At 63.9% G+C, this 16266-nt stretch carries 13 protein-coding genes and 3 pseudogenes; 10 read left to right on the forward strand and 6 right to left on the reverse strand.

Annotated features, from left to right (window positions below; translation table 11 throughout):
- Positions 1-1054: pseudogene (locus ABZ824_RS39295) on the reverse strand (IS256 family transposase); the annotation flags it as partial.
- Positions 1055-1897: 843 nt separating this feature from the next.
- Between ABZ824_RS39295 and ABZ824_RS39300 the strand changes: the two are divergent.
- The 3 genes and pseudogenes from ABZ824_RS39300 to ABZ824_RS39310 form a co-directional block, all read left to right on the forward strand.
- Complete coding sequence (locus ABZ824_RS39300; RefSeq protein ID WP_356969988.1) at positions 1898-2089, forward strand: hypothetical protein; 192 nt, start codon at positions 1898-1900, stop codon at positions 2087-2089.
- A 660-nt stretch (positions 2090-2749) separates the two neighbouring features.
- Positions 2750-5134 carry a hypothetical protein gene (locus tag ABZ824_RS39305; protein ID WP_356969990.1) on the forward strand — a complete coding sequence of 795 codons (2385 nt, stop codon included), beginning with the start codon at positions 2750-2752 and terminating at the stop codon, positions 5132-5134.
- A gap of 100 nt (positions 5135-5234) precedes the next feature.
- A pseudogene (locus ABZ824_RS39310) lies at positions 5235-5407 on the forward strand (IS30 family transposase); the annotation flags it as partial.
- 855 nt (positions 5408-6262) lie between these two features.
- Here the strand turns inward: ABZ824_RS39310 and ABZ824_RS39315 are convergent.
- The 3 genes and pseudogenes from ABZ824_RS39315 to ABZ824_RS39325 form a co-directional block, all read right to left on the reverse strand.
- On the reverse strand, positions 6263-6601 hold the full coding sequence (locus ABZ824_RS39315; protein ID WP_356969992.1) for a tyrosine-type recombinase/integrase: 339 nt from the start codon (positions 6599-6601) through the stop codon (positions 6263-6265).
- 35 nt (positions 6602-6636) lie between these two features.
- Positions 6637-6846, reverse strand: a complete 210-nt coding sequence (locus ABZ824_RS39320; RefSeq protein ID WP_356969994.1) for a site-specific integrase — start codon at positions 6844-6846, stop codon at positions 6637-6639.
- Between the two features lie 40 nt (positions 6847-6886).
- Positions 6887-7232, reverse strand: a pseudogene (locus tag ABZ824_RS39325) (ISL3 family transposase); the annotation flags it as partial.
- Between the two features lie 92 nt (positions 7233-7324).
- On the opposite strand from ABZ824_RS39325, the gene ABZ824_RS39330 reads away from it, so the two are divergent.
- Entirely contained in the window at positions 7325-7531 is a 207-nt protein-coding gene (locus ABZ824_RS39330; RefSeq protein WP_356969995.1) for a hypothetical protein, read from the forward strand.
- A 319-nt stretch (positions 7532-7850) separates the two neighbouring features.
- Here ABZ824_RS39330 and ABZ824_RS39335 read toward each other — a convergent pair whose 3' ends face one another.
- Positions 7851-8105, reverse strand: a complete 255-nt coding sequence (locus tag ABZ824_RS39335) for a hypothetical protein (protein WP_356969996.1) — start codon at positions 8103-8105, stop codon at positions 7851-7853.
- Between the two features lie 120 nt (positions 8106-8225).
- Positions 8226-8714: a hypothetical protein gene (locus ABZ824_RS39340; protein WP_356969997.1), complete on the reverse strand. Its 489-nt coding sequence runs from the start codon at positions 8712-8714 to the stop codon at positions 8226-8228.
- A 1156-nt stretch (positions 8715-9870) separates the two neighbouring features.
- Between ABZ824_RS39340 and ABZ824_RS39345 the strand changes: the two genes are divergently transcribed.
- The 6 genes from ABZ824_RS39345 to ABZ824_RS39370 all read left to right on the forward strand — a co-directional run.
- On the forward strand, positions 9871-10656 hold the full coding sequence (locus tag ABZ824_RS39345; protein WP_356969998.1) for a hypothetical protein: 786 nt from the start codon (positions 9871-9873) through the stop codon (positions 10654-10656).
- Positions 10657-10715: 59 nt separating this feature from the next.
- Positions 10716-11843: a hypothetical protein gene (locus ABZ824_RS39350; RefSeq protein WP_356969999.1), complete on the forward strand. Its 1128-nt coding sequence runs from the start codon at positions 10716-10718 to the stop codon at positions 11841-11843.
- The gene (locus tag ABZ824_RS39355; RefSeq protein WP_356970000.1) at positions 11840-13309 is read left to right on the forward strand and encodes a hypothetical protein; all 1470 of its coding nucleotides are present in this window, start codon (positions 11840-11842) and stop codon (positions 13307-13309) included. The genes ABZ824_RS39350 and ABZ824_RS39355 overlap by 4 nt, the downstream gene beginning before the upstream one ends.
- Positions 13306-14622 (forward strand): AAA family ATPase, encoded by a 1317-nt coding sequence (locus ABZ824_RS39360; protein ID WP_356970001.1) that lies wholly within the window; start codon positions 13306-13308, stop codon positions 14620-14622. Before ABZ824_RS39355 ends, ABZ824_RS39360 begins: the two co-directional genes overlap by 4 nt.
- A 119-nt stretch (positions 14623-14741) precedes the next feature.
- On the forward strand, positions 14742-15956 hold the full coding sequence (sbcD, locus tag ABZ824_RS39365; RefSeq protein WP_356970003.1) for an exonuclease subunit SbcD: 1215 nt from the start codon (positions 14742-14744) through the stop codon (positions 15954-15956).
- A partial coding sequence (locus ABZ824_RS39370) for an AAA family ATPase (RefSeq protein WP_356970002.1) occupies positions 15953-16266 on the forward strand: 314 nt, incomplete at its 3' end. The genes sbcD and ABZ824_RS39370, both read left to right, overlap by 4 nt.

Genomic DNA, 16266 nt, shown 5'->3' on the forward strand with positions numbered 1-16266 from the left:
GGCCTCCATCAGTTTGGATGCCATCGCGATGGCGGCCGCGCCCGATTCAGGCCCTTTTGTGACTTTCGTCCTCAAACGTGGCGTGGCGAAGGTTGATTCGGTGGGGACGGTCGTGCACAGGTGGATCCAGCGCCCGGCCGGGTAGTGGGAGAACTCGAGCAGCACATCGGCATTGTCGACGATTTCGGCCACCGCTTTCGAATGCTTGGCGCCGTAGGCTTTCTCAAAAGCGTTGATCGCAAGCCGTGCGTGGTCGATGTCTTCGGCGCCCCAGATTTCCTGCATCGCCGCGTTCATCCGGAGTATGCTGACTTCGCGGCAGCGCCGCAGGAACATTGGCTAGCTTGTCGAACCAGCAGCGTGGCTCCTTGGTCTGCGGGAACACTTCTCGCAGCGCGGTCCAGAAGCCGAGCGCGCCGTCACCGACTGCGAGCACGGGCGCGCGCATGCTGCGAGGGGCATCGCGCAGGTGTCCGCCCACGATTCGGTCGACTCCCTGTAAGCGTCGTTGATCGCGACCAGCTCCTTGCGACCGTCGGCGCGTACGCCGATCATCACCAGCAGGCATAGTTTCTCCGGCTGGAGGCGGACCTTCAGATGGATGCCGTCGGCCCACAGGTACACGTAGTCGACCTTGGGCAGGTCTCGGGCGGCGAAGGCTTTGGCTCGTCCTGCACTGTGCGGTCAGCCGGGTGATCGACGCCGCCGACGGGCCCGCGCCGGAGCCGAGGAACTGCTCGAACGCAGGCGTGAAGTCGCCGGCGGACAGTCCGTGCCGATACAGCAGCGGCAGCACCTCGCCGATCTGCGGCGATTTCCGGCACCAGGCCAGGCAGTAGCGCCGAAGAGAACCGCTGCCGCTCAGTGGTTTCCGGATCTGTCCGCTTGTCATCGACCCTCGGCGCCCACACCGCCACCACGCCCGCGATAGTCAGCACCTGCCGTTCGCCGTGGTCACCATTACGCACCACCAGCCGAAACCGTGCTCGTCGACCTCATCGGCGAACAGGGCGATATAGGCCGCGACCTCGGCCTGCAACGCCGCGGCCAGCATCCGCCGGGCTCCTTCACGCACGATCTCATCGATCGGCGAGCGGGACACGCCGTCGTTGTTGGAGACGACACCGCCGTCGACTACCTTTCAGCATCAGGATGTACCTTCCTGCCCGGCGCGCCAACGCCGAGACCGGTCGAATCCATGAGACCGGTCGAATCCATGGTTTCCAGATCACTCGGGAAGGCACATCCTTCCCGGTCATCCACAAGATCTGATCATCGCTCCACCCCGAGAGTTGACGACTCATGCGGTCCGGTTGTATTTGAATCCGATCACAAGCCGACGGTTCGGGCACTGACCCCGCAACTCGGGTGCACGTCCAACGTTGCGGGATACGCCAAACTGAGCCGATGCCGGTGAGCGGGCCTACCGTCCGCCGACCGACCTGGTCAGGAGAACAAGCGGCTGAGCAAGCAGTTGGCAGAGCGAAAGCGGGTCGAGGAGGATCTGTTCTGCAGGTTCGCACCCTCGGCGGTCATTGTGCGCCCGGAATCACGCTGAATCACAGGTCCGTCCGGGCGGCACACGAGCCGTATCAGCGCCGCGCCGAGTGGGCGGTCAGGCGGATTGGGGCGGGGCCTCCGCGCGTTCCGACCTCGTAGGCGTTCCCCCCATATCGACCGAGTTGGAGTAGTGGGAGGGTCAGGGATGTGAGGACGAACCATTCGACTGTGGCGACGAGCCGTCCGGCGCCGAGTCTGTACGTGGACGCAACAGCGCGCCTGCGTACCTGCTGTCAGCGCGACCGTGGGCGCAGCCCAAGGATTCAGGAAGTGTGCTGCTGTACCCTCACGCGATTTATCACGTCGCAATGGGCACGCGTGAGCGAGGTTGCCAATCATGTCAGAATGCCACCTTACTGTCGAGTTGACCGACACTGGACCGGTTTTGCATTATCGCGCCGAGCGCGGTGCCGCCGAACGTTTCGCGGATTCGGCACGTCGGCAGTCTTTGGTGCATCGGGTGACGATCGATAGCCAGGTCTCGGTGAAGATGAAGCCGCTTCCCTACCAGCGTCTCTTCCTTGCATGACCACAATGCAGACGCAATAGGAAGAACGATGCTATGGGATACGGCGCGCCGGCAGACGTTGGATTGAATCGGAGAGCTCAGTTCGAGAAGGCGAACCGGCACCTGCCATCGGCGTCCTTACTCTCGCAACCGGGCGGACACCAAGCGAGGACAGCCCACTTAGCGGTGCCGTCTACCGCGACCGATATTTGGTTGACGCCATTCTCGGCGCGGAACGGGAGCATGTTTCCGGCCAGTTCGCGAGCCCAGCTGTGGCAAGTTCACCGCGCACAATCTCGTCGACTGTTTGGGCGGAATTCTGGTACAGCCCGATGCGATTGCACGCCTCGAGTGCCGGACGGTGCAGTACATAAAAGTGGGCGACCATTTTCCTCATCGGAGAAATTGAGAGTTACGAGGTATCTGGCGGCGTCCCATGTGATCGAGGAGACCGAGGTTCTCTTGCTACCCGCCCCAGCGCCGCGGTGGCCCAGGGCCGAAGTCCGGTATACGCATGCTTGAGCTCGTGAGTAAGTGCGTCGATGGTGTGCGTTCTGCAGTACCCGAGCGATTCGGACGTTGATGAGATCTCAGCCCGGCTCCAGAATTCGCGTAGATCGGCCTTCCTTCGGGATGCCTTGGGAACCGCAATTCTGGGACGCGGAACGTTGGCGGCCGCAGATGGTGTTCCGGCGATTCCGGGCTTGGATCGCCGCGTCGCGTCGTCGTCGGCGAACCGCGTGGATCGTCCTGGCCCTCTTCGTGCTGTTTGTCTTCCCGGGCCTCGTTCACGCGGTATCCATCGCCCAGCCGGGCACCGCGACTCAGGGAACCGCACCCAACACCGCGACCAGCTGGATGAATGTCAAGGACTCCTACGGAGTCAATGCGTCGAGCTACATGCTGGTGGTCGATCGCGGCGGAGTGTTCAACTTGCGCAATTTCGCGCTGGCGTTCATCCTGATGCCGTTGTTCGCGGTATGGCAGCTCTTGTCGATCACGGGGGTCTGGCTCCCGGCCAAGGCGCTGGATTTCCAGTGGCTGAACCTGATCAGCGCGCCACTGCAAGCGATGGCCCGCAACCTGACGGCGCAGATCGCGACGCCCCTGATGGCATCGACGGCGCTGGCGATCGGTGCGTTCTTCGTGGGCTATTTCATCGTTCGCGCTCTGTACGCCAAGGCCGTTACGCAGGTCGCGACGATGATCGTCTTCGCGATCGCCGGTGTGTTCTTCCTGGCGAACCCGTTGTCCGAGGCTTTGTCCGACCACGGTCTGCTGGTGCAAGGGCGCGACTTGGGACTCTCGGTCGCGGCGGGTCTGAACGGGAACAGCAATCCTAATCCGAACCAGTTGGTCGCCACGCTAGGAGCGACCATGACGGACAACTTCGTGCGATTGCCGTTGCAGGTGTGGAACACCGGGCACGTCGTGGACAGCAACCCGTCCTGCCGGGCCGCGTGGTCGGCGGGCATGACGGCGGGCAGCGAAGACCGGGTGCGCAACGGCATGAGATCATGCGGCGACGGCGCCGCGTATGCCGCGATGGGGAATTCGGGCGTCGGTCAGATCGGAGCCGGACTGCTGCTGTTGCTGTGCGCGGTCATCCTCTTGGCCTTCGCCGCGTATTTGTCCATCAAGATCATGTGGGCCGCGCTCGACCTCATCTACTACGGATTCGCGTCGATCTTCGGATTCGCCGCGGGGGGATTCATCTACGGTCCGACGCAGACGTTCACTGTGCGCTGCGTCGTGCACGGATTCATTTCCGCCGGAAAGATGGGCTTCTTCGTCATTGCCCTCGGCGTATACGAGCTGTTGCTGGGCAGCCTGTTCCGAGCGGCGAACGGTCAGATCATGGTGGTGTTCGTCATCGGGGCGGGCGTCGAGATCATCGCCATCATTCAGGTGCGGCGTCTGAGCCGGAATATCGACGACGCCAACGACTGGGTGACCAACCGTATCGGAGCGGCGATACAAAGTGGCGGATCGTCAGGGGGCGGCGGGGGTGGCGGCTCCGCACTGGGTATGGGTAACTCCGGCGCGGCCAACTCGTTGAGCCCGCTGGCGATGCTCGGCGCGGTCAGCACCATCAACAGCTCGCCGGTCACGGCATGGATGTTCGGGGGCCGGCTCAACCCGCTGAATCCCTTGTCATGGGTGGATCATGCCGACAAGAAGAATAAGGCGAGGGGCCTGAGTTCGCGGGACCTTCGAATGGCCGCGCACGGTTCCGCGTACGACCGGGTATCCGCGGCTGATGTTGCCCGGGCGGGTATCACACGCTCAAGGAGGGTTGTCGGTCGAAATAGCGCGAGAGAAGCCGCTTTCGCCGCTCAAAATGTCTACCACGTTACAGGTTTGACCGAAAGTATCTCTTATGCCCTCCAGATGGCAGGTAAGACGCCGGAAGAATCGCAGCTGGCCACCGAGATGGCAGTCGACATCATATACCAGGCGCATGGTGCGTCGCCTGTCTCAAAACACCTTGCGTACGTCGCTGTCGCCCACAAGAATTTCGAGCGTGAATTTTATCGCAACCGAGTAAGGGCGATCGATAGGTTGTATGCGTTGGAAGCAAGCGTAGATCGGTATCGACGTGATTATTCTGGCAGTATCAACATCGCGGATCGACTGAGCCGCATCGGATATACATATATCCGTAGTCCCGAAAAGGAATTCATCGCAGATCTGCATAAGGTCGCGGACGGCCCGGCTGCAGGTGGTCATCTGACACTCCGCGGAGGACGGACGGAGCATGTGACCGCAAACGACGCGGACCGGATGAGGCAGTGGCTCGTGAATGAGCATGCGTTCCGAATCCAGGCCGCGACCAATTGGGTGGCAGAAGATCCCACCGATTTCCAACGGATCCGCGTGCTTCGATCCGAGATCAGCAGAGCCGTCCTGACGAACCATTGGGAATCAGGGCTGAGTCTCACGAGTGCCGTCTCACTCGTGCAACCGGCAGCCGCGAATCCGCTCCCGCAGCCGAATCCGACGAATCCTCGAGAGCACATCCCGGAGCGTCTGCTGGATGATGCGCGATTCCCGCCACGTGATTAGGACTAATCTTTTCGGCGCGGGATAACCGGACCGTCCGACAGTTCCTGCGCAGCGGTCCTACTGCTGCCGAACATCAGCGCGGCGCAGAGAGGTGCGGACACCGGGGCATTGGGAGGAGGATTTGATCATCCGGCTGAACCGGTCGGGCGATCGGCACCCTGGTCGAACGGACCGAGGTGCCGATTCACCATGCTGCCGCATCTGACCCCGATGTCTGATTACGGCGCACAGCCGCGTGTCAAGAACGGCCAGGCGCTGGCCGGTCACGGCGCCAAAGCCGTGCTGCACCCAATCAGCCCAGACCGGGTCCACGCCCTCCGCTGGCGCCAGGGTCAACCGCGCCGGCGGTCGCGGTGGGCCGACATGCCCGAGTGCCGCCAGGGCTCGATGGAGGCTGTGGACATTCTGACGCAGCGAATACGGGATCGACATGTTCGTTCGCAGCCCGTTCAGCACGTCGTCGGACAGATCGGACAGCAACGGGCTGCGGTTGAGTAGAAGCGCATGGCAGACCAGGCTCGCGGTGCGCACGGTCACTTGCGGTGACCGCTGCCCCCAGCCGTGCAGTACCGAGGTGACCCGTTCCACGACCTGATCGATGATGGCCTCGCCGAACACCTTTCGAGCGACTGCGCCGCGACCGACATTGCCCAGAAGGTTCAGCTCGGTGAACCCGAAGAGGTAGGCCAGAGCGATCGCGTAGGACCTCGCAGACGTGCGTGCCCATCGCGGATAGGTTGCCAGGAAAGCATTTCCGCTGGTTCCCAAGATGGCCGCCCAGCCAGCCGCGTCCCAGGCCCAGAAGCTCGCCCCGTGGGTTGCGCAGCCCTGCAGAATCACTGCGACGGCGTCTCTGGCCGACCGACGATGGTGCCAATCGTCCACTACCTCGAGTTGTTCGACAGCCCGGGCGAGTGGAAGCACCAACCGACCGACCCGCGACCACTGCGGATGCTCAGGGTCCTGCCATCGCTCGGGCCAACTGCGAACCTCCCAGCCGAGGGTCTCGAGCGCGGCCTGCTCAGCGTCCCGAGAGTGCCGCAGAGCAGTCGTATTGGTCGACACGGACCGGCCAGCGCCAGCGTGGAGCCGCGGGCATCATCGCAACGGTCGCCGAAGATCGTGCCCTCACGGATTGCCCGCCTCTGACTCGATTGCGAGCTGGGTCAGGGTTCGGACCCGCCAGCCGTGGATCTGCTCCATTCCGCGACTGAGCTTTTCGGCTAAATCGCGGCCGGACAGATGGATGTAGGCGAGTGTGGAGTCGGTCGAGCGATGGCCAGCGAATGTGGCGATAGCGTGCAGCTCCCAGTCCATGCGCGCCAGATCGGTCAAGCACAGGTGTCGAGTGGTGTGCGTGGAGAACTGGGGCAGCTCGGCCGCCAACGCCAGCCGTCGTACCACCTTCGACCAGGTCCACAGAGATGGCGGCGCTGCGCGGTTGCGGCGCGACTCCGATAAGAACAACGATCCCCGTGCCCGGCTGATCGTCGCTCGGTGAGTCAGGTAGCCAGACAGCAGCGCCCCGTCGTCGCGGAATAGGGCACCACCCGTTCCAACCGGTTCTTCGTCGTCTCCGCGCGAATCCGAAGCATCCTGCGGGCAGGATCGAGATCGTCTGTCCGCAGCGAGCACAACTCCTCCCGCCGCAACGCCGCGTCGTAGGCGAGCGCCAGCATCACCCGGTTGCGGACCGGCTCCTCCGCTGCCACGGCCAGCAGCTCCAACCACTGCGACTCAGTCGGAACCTCACTCGACGCCGGGACGCTCACGCAGCCACGTCTCGAGGGTTTCGGATCTGCGGTCGGGTAGTACGTCGATCCGCTCGTGCGTGACGGCGTCGATCAGGATCGTGCCGTAATCGATTCCGGCGGCGCAGCGCGAAGTCGACCACGCTCAGCACCCGCGGCACCGGCCGCCGCGGCGCCGGAATACGCAACAGGATCCGCACGGCGGTATGGCGAGACAACCGCACGGCCAGCCGCGACAGCAGCCGCGTGGCGGCCCGCCCGGCCAGTTCACATACCACCGCACGCACCTGCCGGGTCAGGCGAACCGTCCGCCGTTGGTAACGTTCCACCACACCAGGCACCTGCTGGAGGGGTCCCCCCGCTGGCCCGCATCCGATGCGAGGGCAGTTGCCGCGCTCACGCCGAGCACCTCTACATCGCATGCTTGGACGAGCCGACCATGCTGCGAGATGCCGACACCCTGCAAGCGGTACTGCATTACGTCGGATGGACACGGCAACATCCGCCGCTTCGGAGGGCCAGTCAGCACGGCCCGGCGTACCGCGAGTCCCTGGTGGCGATCTTGCCCGGCACTCTGGCGGAGGAAGCACACCTCAAAGCCGAGGGGCGCTGCCCGAGATGCGGCCAGCCGCTGCACTACCACTGATCGGACCCGAACCTTCGAGTGCACGGCCGGCGACGACCGGCACATCGGTGCGGCCCATCTGGTCGAGTAGTTCGCGGGCGTATCGGGCGCGGTGATTGACGTTGGCTTCGTCGTTGGTGACCACAATCAGGTTGCGCACCCAATTCCGCCGCTATCCACAGAGCGAGTGCATCGTCGAGGTCGTGGCCGATATCGCCGTCGAACACCACGATCGGTGCCGACTCTGCGGCGAATGCAGGCGGGGTCCGGAGTTCAGCAGTCACGGTGCGTCCTTTGCAGTCGGCTTTCCCCAGCGCCGGGGAGGCTCTGTTGTGGTGGGTCAGGGGTGTGCAGGGATTGGGGTGGGCGGGCAGATGGATGCGCCGTCGTCGTTGTCTGCGGTTACGATCCGCACGAACGCGGCACTGGTGGTCAGAACGCGTTTGCGGTGGGGGAGGTGGGCGTCCTCGGGCACGACGATCAGCCAGACGTCCGGATCGCGGGTGGCGTGGCGGGTCAGCGCTGCGACGGTGCCGCCGTGGGTGGCCAGGTCGAGATGCGTACCGCCCCACAGATAGCCCCCAGCCCTCGGCACGGGCGCGCATCCCCGCGCCGAGGCGGGCGAGGTTGGTACCCGGTGCCAGGTGAGCGGTGTGGATGTAACCGAGCGCGTCCAGGAGCGTCGGGGTGATCGTTTTGCGGTGCGGCAAGAACTTCACAACACTCGCCCGCCGCAAGGAGTTGCGCGCGGCACGCTCGCCTGGCCGGTGACGATGCGCGCGGCGAACCGGTTGAAGGCAGCGGCCTGCTCGATCAACGTGCTCGCCGCATCCGAACCGGAAACGAAGTCGCGATCCGCGGTCACTTCGCTGGCCCAATAGCGGGTATGGCGCGACAGCATCGCACCGAGACCGTGCGGCTGGAGGCAAGCGTGAGAGGAGTCCAAGGCTTGGTCGCTGAGCACGTCGTGCACGGGGTTATCGATGCGGGCGATGAGCCCCTGGATGTCACGGGTAGCGCGCACGAGAACGTCTGCGGCCACCCGCCATTCCGGCCGCGCTGCCTTACATCCGATCAGTGCCGCGATCGGGCCCAAGGCGTCGAGCTGCCGGTGGTGCACGGGCAGCAGCCCGACGGTGGCCGTGACGATTTCCGGGTGGGCGTATCGGCGGGATCGAACACCCGTGCTCGCAGCGCCCGCCACACGGTGCGAGCCATCGGAATGCTGGTTTACCAGTCGAATTGGCTCATGGTGTTTCTCCGCGCGACAGGGTCGAGAGCTGCTCGATCCGGGCGTTGTAGGCGCGTTGGGCAGCGAGCACACCGGTCACGGCGGTGCCATCGAGTGGCTGTTGTGCGTAGGACACCCACCGCGCCGCCATTGCGGACACCAACTCCCCGACACCGACCCGCGCGGCAGGGACACCGACGAGCGCGGCGACCTTCGCGTCGATCGTCCGTACGCTTCACGCGATTTCGTCGTCCACCGCATCCCGACCCGAACCGGTCACCTGGCTCCGGCGGCGATGCGCATCCACGATCGACGGAGACAGCATCGCCACCCAATCCGGGCTACGGGGAACCGCAAAAGCCGGGCCGGACCTGGATATCCGACTGCGCAAGGTCGATGACGCCAACGCCGCAGCCAAGGCAGCGGGTGAGCTCGGGTTCGGACCGGGTGGCCAGGACCGTGTCATTTGCCGTTTCTCACGCTCGTCGTCGCGATGCATCCCCGCTGTAACTGGCCGTCCACAGGAAATCGTGCATGGTTCGCTGACTGCAGGAGGATTCTGGCACGCGTATCAAGCCGGGTTCAGCGAACGTCACTCACCGGTAGAGACGACTGGTTGCCTGTGGCGCTGGCTGGCTACGCTTGCTGCTCATCCTCCACATCTTTATCGAGCCAATCTCCGGCCGTGGCGATTCATTCGCTCGAAGTAGGCGTCGTGTGCGGCTTGGATCTCCTCCTCCCTCACAACTCTCGGAGCGTCCGACTTCGGCTCGACCTGCTCGAAGGTTTCGCTAATTGCTCTGTTCCCGCTCTGACGTGTTCATCTCGAGTAAGTGGACGCATGCGCCTATTCCACTCTTGAGGCAGCATCGTGCTCTGCGGCGGCGGTGACTTCCAGAGTCGTCCGCGCCAGTCGGCGTTGCGCGCCACGGGCGGTGCTCATTGGACACCCGAAATACAACGACGCCAGCTGTTGTAGCGAGCGGCAGGTGTCGTGTGCGGTGATCGAAGGCAGAACGGCACGCAGCTCCGCGGCGATGTAGACATCATGACGTTGCCTACGGGAATGGTGGAAATTACTGGATAAGAGTGGAATGGGTGTGATAACGTATCAGCCGTGACCACCCCCTTGGAGGAGCTCGAACGACGGATCGAGAACCTGCGCATCGACCTACGTCGAGCCACGATCGCAGGCGATTCGGCGCGAGCTCGCGAACTGCGGGCGGAGCTACGTCGAACGGACAAGGCCTGGGAAGACGCTCTGGCGGCCCTGGCACCGTCCGTGGATGAACCCGAGCTGGCCGGTCACCCCGGATCGCTGCTGTCGATTCGGGATCAGGTTCATCAGGCATTGACGCTCGTGGGCGGGGCATCCGCGCCGAAGTTGATTGCGGCGGTGCAGGATGCGTTCTTCGGTGGCGGACTCAGTGGATCCAAGTTGACTCACCTGCGCCGGGATGAGGAACGTTCGTTCCGGTCATCCCCTCATGCTCGCCCCTACTACCTGTGCAGCGCACTGACTGCGGACCGCCTGACTGCGGCCCGCGGTCTGCTGGCCGTGTCGACCTGGCCGCTGAGCCGCCGAATGATCGGCCCGCTCAGCCCACGTGTGGACTTCCTCACTGCTGCCATCCACGTGGCGGAGCAGGTGGGGCGGATGGGGGAGCCGACCTTGCCTGCGATGCGTCTGCTGTGGCGGTTCGCCACCACCATCCCCGGTGCGGGCGAGAACTTCGACGTGCTGGAGTGGAAGACCGTCGCCGAGGCCGCACGAGCGGAACTGGCAATACATTCCGACGCCGACCTAGCCGATCGTGAAGCGGCGGCAACCCGGGCCGGGACTCAACTCGATGACGTCCAGCAGTTGTTCGGCACCGTGCTCGAGGTTGTTTCGCGTTCTACAACTGAACACTGATCGCGCATCATCGATTACTCTTCTCATCCACGCTTGCTTCCCTTGTGAAGGAAGATCATTTGAACGACAACGACTTTCGTCTGGATTTCATCCGCGGGTCGGTCGCCCCGAAGAAACACAACGCCAGGACGATCGCCGCCCTGACCAGCAACCCCGGGTGCGCGCGACGTAACGTTCTCGACGCCGCCGCGGTCGACAAACAGGAACTGGCAGAGCATCTGGGATACCGCCCCCAGTTCGGGCAGTCGCCCTTCGACCTGACACGCGGCAAGGCCTTCGAGACCTTCGTCAAGGATCACGGTTGCACCGAGCTGCTCAAGCTGCTGCGAGAACATCTGGAGCTGCCGCTACCACAGGTCGCCTACGCTGATCTCAACAACGTGGCCGGTCACGACACACTCGAGACGCGCTACACGAACTCGCGCCAGCAGCTAACACGAGCCGGTCGGTCCGGGCCCGGCGCGGGCACCCTGTTCGATCATCCGCTGCTGCGGATGAACATCGCCGGCCACAACGCCTATCTCGAGCCGGACCTGATCGCGTTCAAACTGTCCGAACAGTTCCACATCGTGGAGGTGAAGTCCTTCCCGATCATCGACGGGAGCGCCAACCCGGCGAAAGTCGCTCTCGCGGCCACACAATCGGCGGTGTACGTGCTGGCCCTGCGGCAACTGCTGCAGGAGCTTCGGCTGGATCCGTCACTGGTGTCGGACGAGGTGTTCCTCGTCTGCCCAGAGAACTTCTCCAACCGGCCGACCGCAGCACGAGTGGATGTCCGCAAACAACTCACCGTCCTGCGCCGCCAACTCGCCCGGATCGCTGACATCGGCACCTTATTGGGCGCGCTGCCACCAACCCTGACACTGGACCTGTACCGCGACCCGGAGGGAAAGGCCACCCGCTCGGTGGCCGACCTGTGCGCTGCTCTGGACGCTATCGAAGCGCGATACGCACCCGAATGTCTGACGACCTGCGAGATGGCACTGTATTGCCTAAACGAGGCGCACGATCGCACCGCACGATTGGGTCGATCGGTCCAGGAGGACCTCGGCGGTATCGAATCGATCACCAGGACCCTTCACCTGGCGGAAGGAACCCGCACCCCCGGCGAGCACGAGTACGAGGCGACGCAATTGCTGAGGATGGCCGCACAGCTGCGAGTGGACTGCCTGGGCGGTGTCGCATGAGCGCGCTCACGGCTCTGGCTCGCGCATATGCCGTGAAAGCCCGTCGTGCACAGCCGATGACGACAGTGCGGCACATCCATATCGAGGACCATCCGATGGTCTGCGTTCCCCTGAGCTTGGCCGGTGAAGTGATCGCGCCCTTGGCCGCGCTGGTCGGCACCGATCGCGGCCACCCGGAACTGCTCATCGTGCCGCAACCACGCGACCGGGTCCTGCGGCTCGAGTTCGCCCACGAACTGGCAATGCGGATCCTGCACTACATCGCGACGTGCCGACACGCCACCACCGGGCCGACCATAGGGACAGCGGCACAACTCTGGGTGCCCAATCGCGGTGGCGTCGAATTCCTCCGACTGCTCGGTCGCTCGACGCGATTCCGCTCCACCACAGGCGAATACCCTGCTCCGATTCCGGTGCCGGACCTGGGTCGATGGCTGACCTTCTACGCCGAACGAGCCGACCACCCCGGATCGTCGCTGCTCGTCGCCGCCACCGACGCCTTGGCCCGGCATTGGGCGAGCGGGCAGAGCGACCTCGAAGACGCCAACCTCGCCGCGCTGCTCGGCTGGATAGAACCACCGCCGGATTCCGATGGTGCCCGAGCCGCCCTCGATGCCGCTGATCCGTTGATATGGCCTCCGGCCGGACCGGCCACCGACCCGACGTTCGACCGGGAAGTGCTGGCACCGAGTATCGCCGAGTACGACCGCGCCACCACACGACGGGAACGTCTTGTCGCCACCACGCGTCTCGAGACAGCACTGCGCGAGCAGCTGTTGCCGACTTGGCAGCTGGTGTGGCGTGGGATCGACTGCTTGCGAACCCTGGCCCCCGGAGCGCACGTGACCGCGCGCTGGGGCCGGGATGTCAAGGAGTTCAACAAGTTCGGCGATCGGGTCGCCAAACGCGAGCGTCCACAACCCAAACGGGACAGCGCGGTGGCCGCCGCTCGGAGATTGAACGAGCTCGAGCGGGCGCAGGCGGAGTACGACGCGCAACGGGCCTTCGACGACCTGCTCGTGATGGCCGAGTACCGCCTGTCCGGCGAGGCATTCGCCGGAACCGTCAGCGCCGTCGACCTTCAGAACCCTGCCGGGACAGGACGCCGATCCCCGAAGCCGGTGATCACCATTCACACCACCGATCCGGTCAGGTTGACCGCTGACGAGGCCACGGAGCTGGTGGACCAGCAACGACCACAGCAGAAGGCCTCCATCACCGCCATCCGCAGTCACAGCGACGGGACCGCGATATCCCTCGAACTGTCGAGGGGTATGGGTCGCGGCAAGACCCCGCTACCCGGCAGCGTCCCTGCCGTGGGCGAGCTGGTCTGCTACAGCCGACTCTCGGACCGGTACACACCGACGGGCAAGTTCCCCGATCGCAGCGACACCCCCTGGACCCACGGCGGGCCCCCGGACGAACCACTGCCAGCAGCCCAGGACGCGAACGAGGAGTGGTCATGAACAGTGTTGTCGCACAACAGGTCGACTATGTGATTGCAAGCGTGCTCGCGGAATTCCAGCACGGCAGACACCGCGGGGTGGTCGTGGATTCGCCGCCTGGTGCCGGGAAATCCACACTAGTGGTTCGCGTGGCGGTCGAGATAGCGCAGTCCGGCGAGCCGGTGATGGTCATCGCTCAGACCAACGAGCAGGTCGATGATCTTGTCAATCGGCTGGCAATGGACGCGCCGACGGTGCAGATCGGGCGCCTGTGTTCGCATGACTATGTGCCCACCGCCCAGGTGGCACATCCGAATGTTGTTGTCGGCCAGCAGTTGTCGAACCTCGGTGACGTTCAGATAACCATCGCTACAGCCGCCAAATGGGTATATGTCACTGAAGGCCCCTGGCCGTGGGCCATTGTCGACGAGGCGTACCAGATGCGATCGGACATGCTGTTGCGCGTGGCACTGCGGTTCGATCGGGCGCTGTTCGTGGGCGACCCTGGCCAGTTGGATCCTTTCTCCACCATCGACATCGATCGCTGGACCGGCCTGAAGTGGGATCCGATGCAAAGCGCCGTGGCGGCGATGCTGCGGAGCAACCCAGACCTGCCGGTTTACCAACTCCCGGTGTCATGGCGGCTACCGCCGTCGGCGGCCGAGCCGGTGTCCTCCGCGTTCTACCCATTCACCGGATTCCGTGCCGCAACCGACCCTCATCAGCGTCACTTCTCCTATAGGACAAGCGGATTCGGGACCGCATCCGATAACACGCTCGATCTGGCGGCGCAAACGGGATGGGCTCTGCACGAACTACCAGCACGCCACACCGTGCGCACCGATACACAAGCCATCGAGACGGTCGCCGACCTGGCGCACCGCGTCCTGCTTCGAGGCCCTGTTGCCCGATCCGAACGCGGCACCGACGAGACCGAGGTCGGCGCAGACCGGATCGCCATCGGCGCCGCCCACCGCGATCAGGTGGCGGCGATCCGGCAGGCCCTAACCGCCCGCGGCATCAGCGAGATCTGTGTGAACACAGCAAATCGCCTGCAGGGCAGCGAGTATGACCTGGTCCTGGTGTTGCACCCGCTGTCCGGACGCCGGGACGCCACCGCATTCCACCTCGAATCGGGGCGGCTGTGCGTGCTGACCTCCCGGCACCGGCATGCCTGCATCGTCGTCGCCCGCGCCGGCATTCAACGACTGCTCGATGCCCATCCGCCCACCGAACCGATGCACTTGGGGGTCCCCGCGAAATTCCCGGACGGCTGGGAAGCGAACCAATCCATGCTCACCCATCTACAGAACTATCGAATTTCCGCCACATAACACCGAATTCATCTACATATAAATATTTCGATCAGGCGTGCCGAAAGGCACGCTTACCCTCCCGCGCCCGGAAGAAGATCATGAGAATCCTCCACACCTCCGATTGGCATCTCGGCAAGATGCTGTATCAGCGCTCCCGCGCAGAAGACCACATTGCTGTCCTCCACGAAATAGTCGACATCGCCCGAACACACAAACCTCACCTGATAATACATTCCGGCGACCTGTTCGATCATCGCCGGCCGTCCTACCACGACGAAGGCATCGCGATAGACGTCCTGCAGGAACTCGCTGCGATCGCCCCCATCGTAGTGCTTCGTGGCAACCACGACTCGCCCCACTGGTTCCGCCATTTCGCCCGAGCGTACGGGCCACGCAGCGGAATTCACCTTATCGACAGCCGACGTGACCCGAACGACGGTGGAATACTCCGCTTCGACGGACCCGGCGACACGACCCTGCGACTTGGTGTACTCCCGTTCGTCGATATCGCTACCCAGACCAACGTATACGACAATCCCGACCAATGGTATTCGTCCTACGCCCGGGCTGTGGGCGAATTCGAACGAGAACTCGCCGCGGAACTGGTGCGCGATCTGGACACCAGCCGGGAGATCGCCGTGTTCACCGCACACGAATACGTGCGAGGCGCTGAACTCAGCGGGACCGAACGAGCAATGCACATCGACGACAAGTACGCCACCGATCCCGCGGACCTGCCCGCAGTCTCCTACGCCGCGCTCGGACACATCCACAAACCCCAACAGCTCCGCATCAGCGGCGTCACCGCCTGTTACGCCGGATCCCCACTGCAGCTGGACTTCGGCGAAGCGGGCGAGCAGAAGAGCGTCGTCATCGCCGATCTGCACCCAGGACAACCCGCCGAGATCACAACAGTCGCGCTCCAAAGCGCGCGGCAGCTGCGGATCTTCGAAGGCACCCTCGACAAACTACGGGCAAACGCGTCAACCTTCGGGCGGGACCTGTGCCTCTTCAAAATCCACACCCCGACAAACGATCCCACGCTCGCCGAGCAAGTCAGCGCGATCGTCCCCGACGCGGAGATCGTAGGAGTACGACCGATATTCGGGGATGAACCGGAAATCATCACCGCTGACATTGTTGGCGCTGAGGCCGACTCGGATCTGCGGACATTGTTCGCTGAATTCCTGTCCACCCAGTCCGGGCCCAAGGCGGACCCACAGATTCTGCACAAACAGTTCGACCGCATCCTCACCTGCTTCGAAGACGAGGTCGCCTTCACCTTGCCGGACATCGAAGCGCTACTGGCCGAACCCGACGACACCTCTGACCTCGAGGAGAACCAGCGATGAGACCGCTGCATCTGAAATTCAAAGGCTTGCGCTCGTATCAGCGCGATCAGGAAATCGACTTCAACAATATCAACCTGGCCGCCATCATCGGCAATACTGGCGCGGGGAAATCATCGATCCTGGAAGCGATGTGTTTCGCTCTCTACGGCTACCCGACATGGGCCAAACAGAACAGCAGCTGGTTGGCAGCCCACGGAGGCGACGGCGCCGTGCGCGCCGAGCTGACCTTCCGGGCAGGCGACAAAACCTGGTGCGTGCGGCGAGCGACAACCATCGACAACCACAAGCGGACCGATGCCCTCACCTGCCG

It is taken from the genome of Nocardia sp. NPDC047038 (assembly GCF_040644075.1).
Lineage (GTDB): Bacteria > Actinomycetota > Actinomycetes > Mycobacteriales > Mycobacteriaceae > Nocardia > Nocardia sichangensis.

What these genes read in the sequence shown, in the direction of transcription:
- ABZ824_RS39300 (WP_356969988.1), top strand. Translation starts at nt 1,898, where the DNA reads ATGTCAGAATGCCACCTTACTGTCGAGTTGACCGACACTGGACCGGTT.
- ABZ824_RS39305 (WP_356969990.1), top strand. Translation starts at nt 2,750, where the DNA reads ATGGTGTTCCGGCGATTCCGGGCTTGGATCGCCGCGTCGCGTCGTCGT.
- ABZ824_RS39330 (WP_356969995.1), top strand. Translation starts at nt 7,325, where the DNA reads ATGCTGCGAGATGCCGACACCCTGCAAGCGGTACTGCATTACGTCGGA.
- ABZ824_RS39355 (WP_356970000.1), top strand. Translation starts at nt 11,840, where the DNA reads ATGAGCGCGCTCACGGCTCTGGCTCGCGCATATGCCGTGAAAGCCCGT.
- ABZ824_RS39360 (WP_356970001.1), top strand. Translation starts at nt 13,306, where the DNA reads ATGAACAGTGTTGTCGCACAACAGGTCGACTATGTGATTGCAAGCGTG.
- sbcD (WP_356970003.1), top strand. Translation starts at nt 14,742, where the DNA reads ATGCTGTATCAGCGCTCCCGCGCAGAAGACCACATTGCTGTCCTCCAC.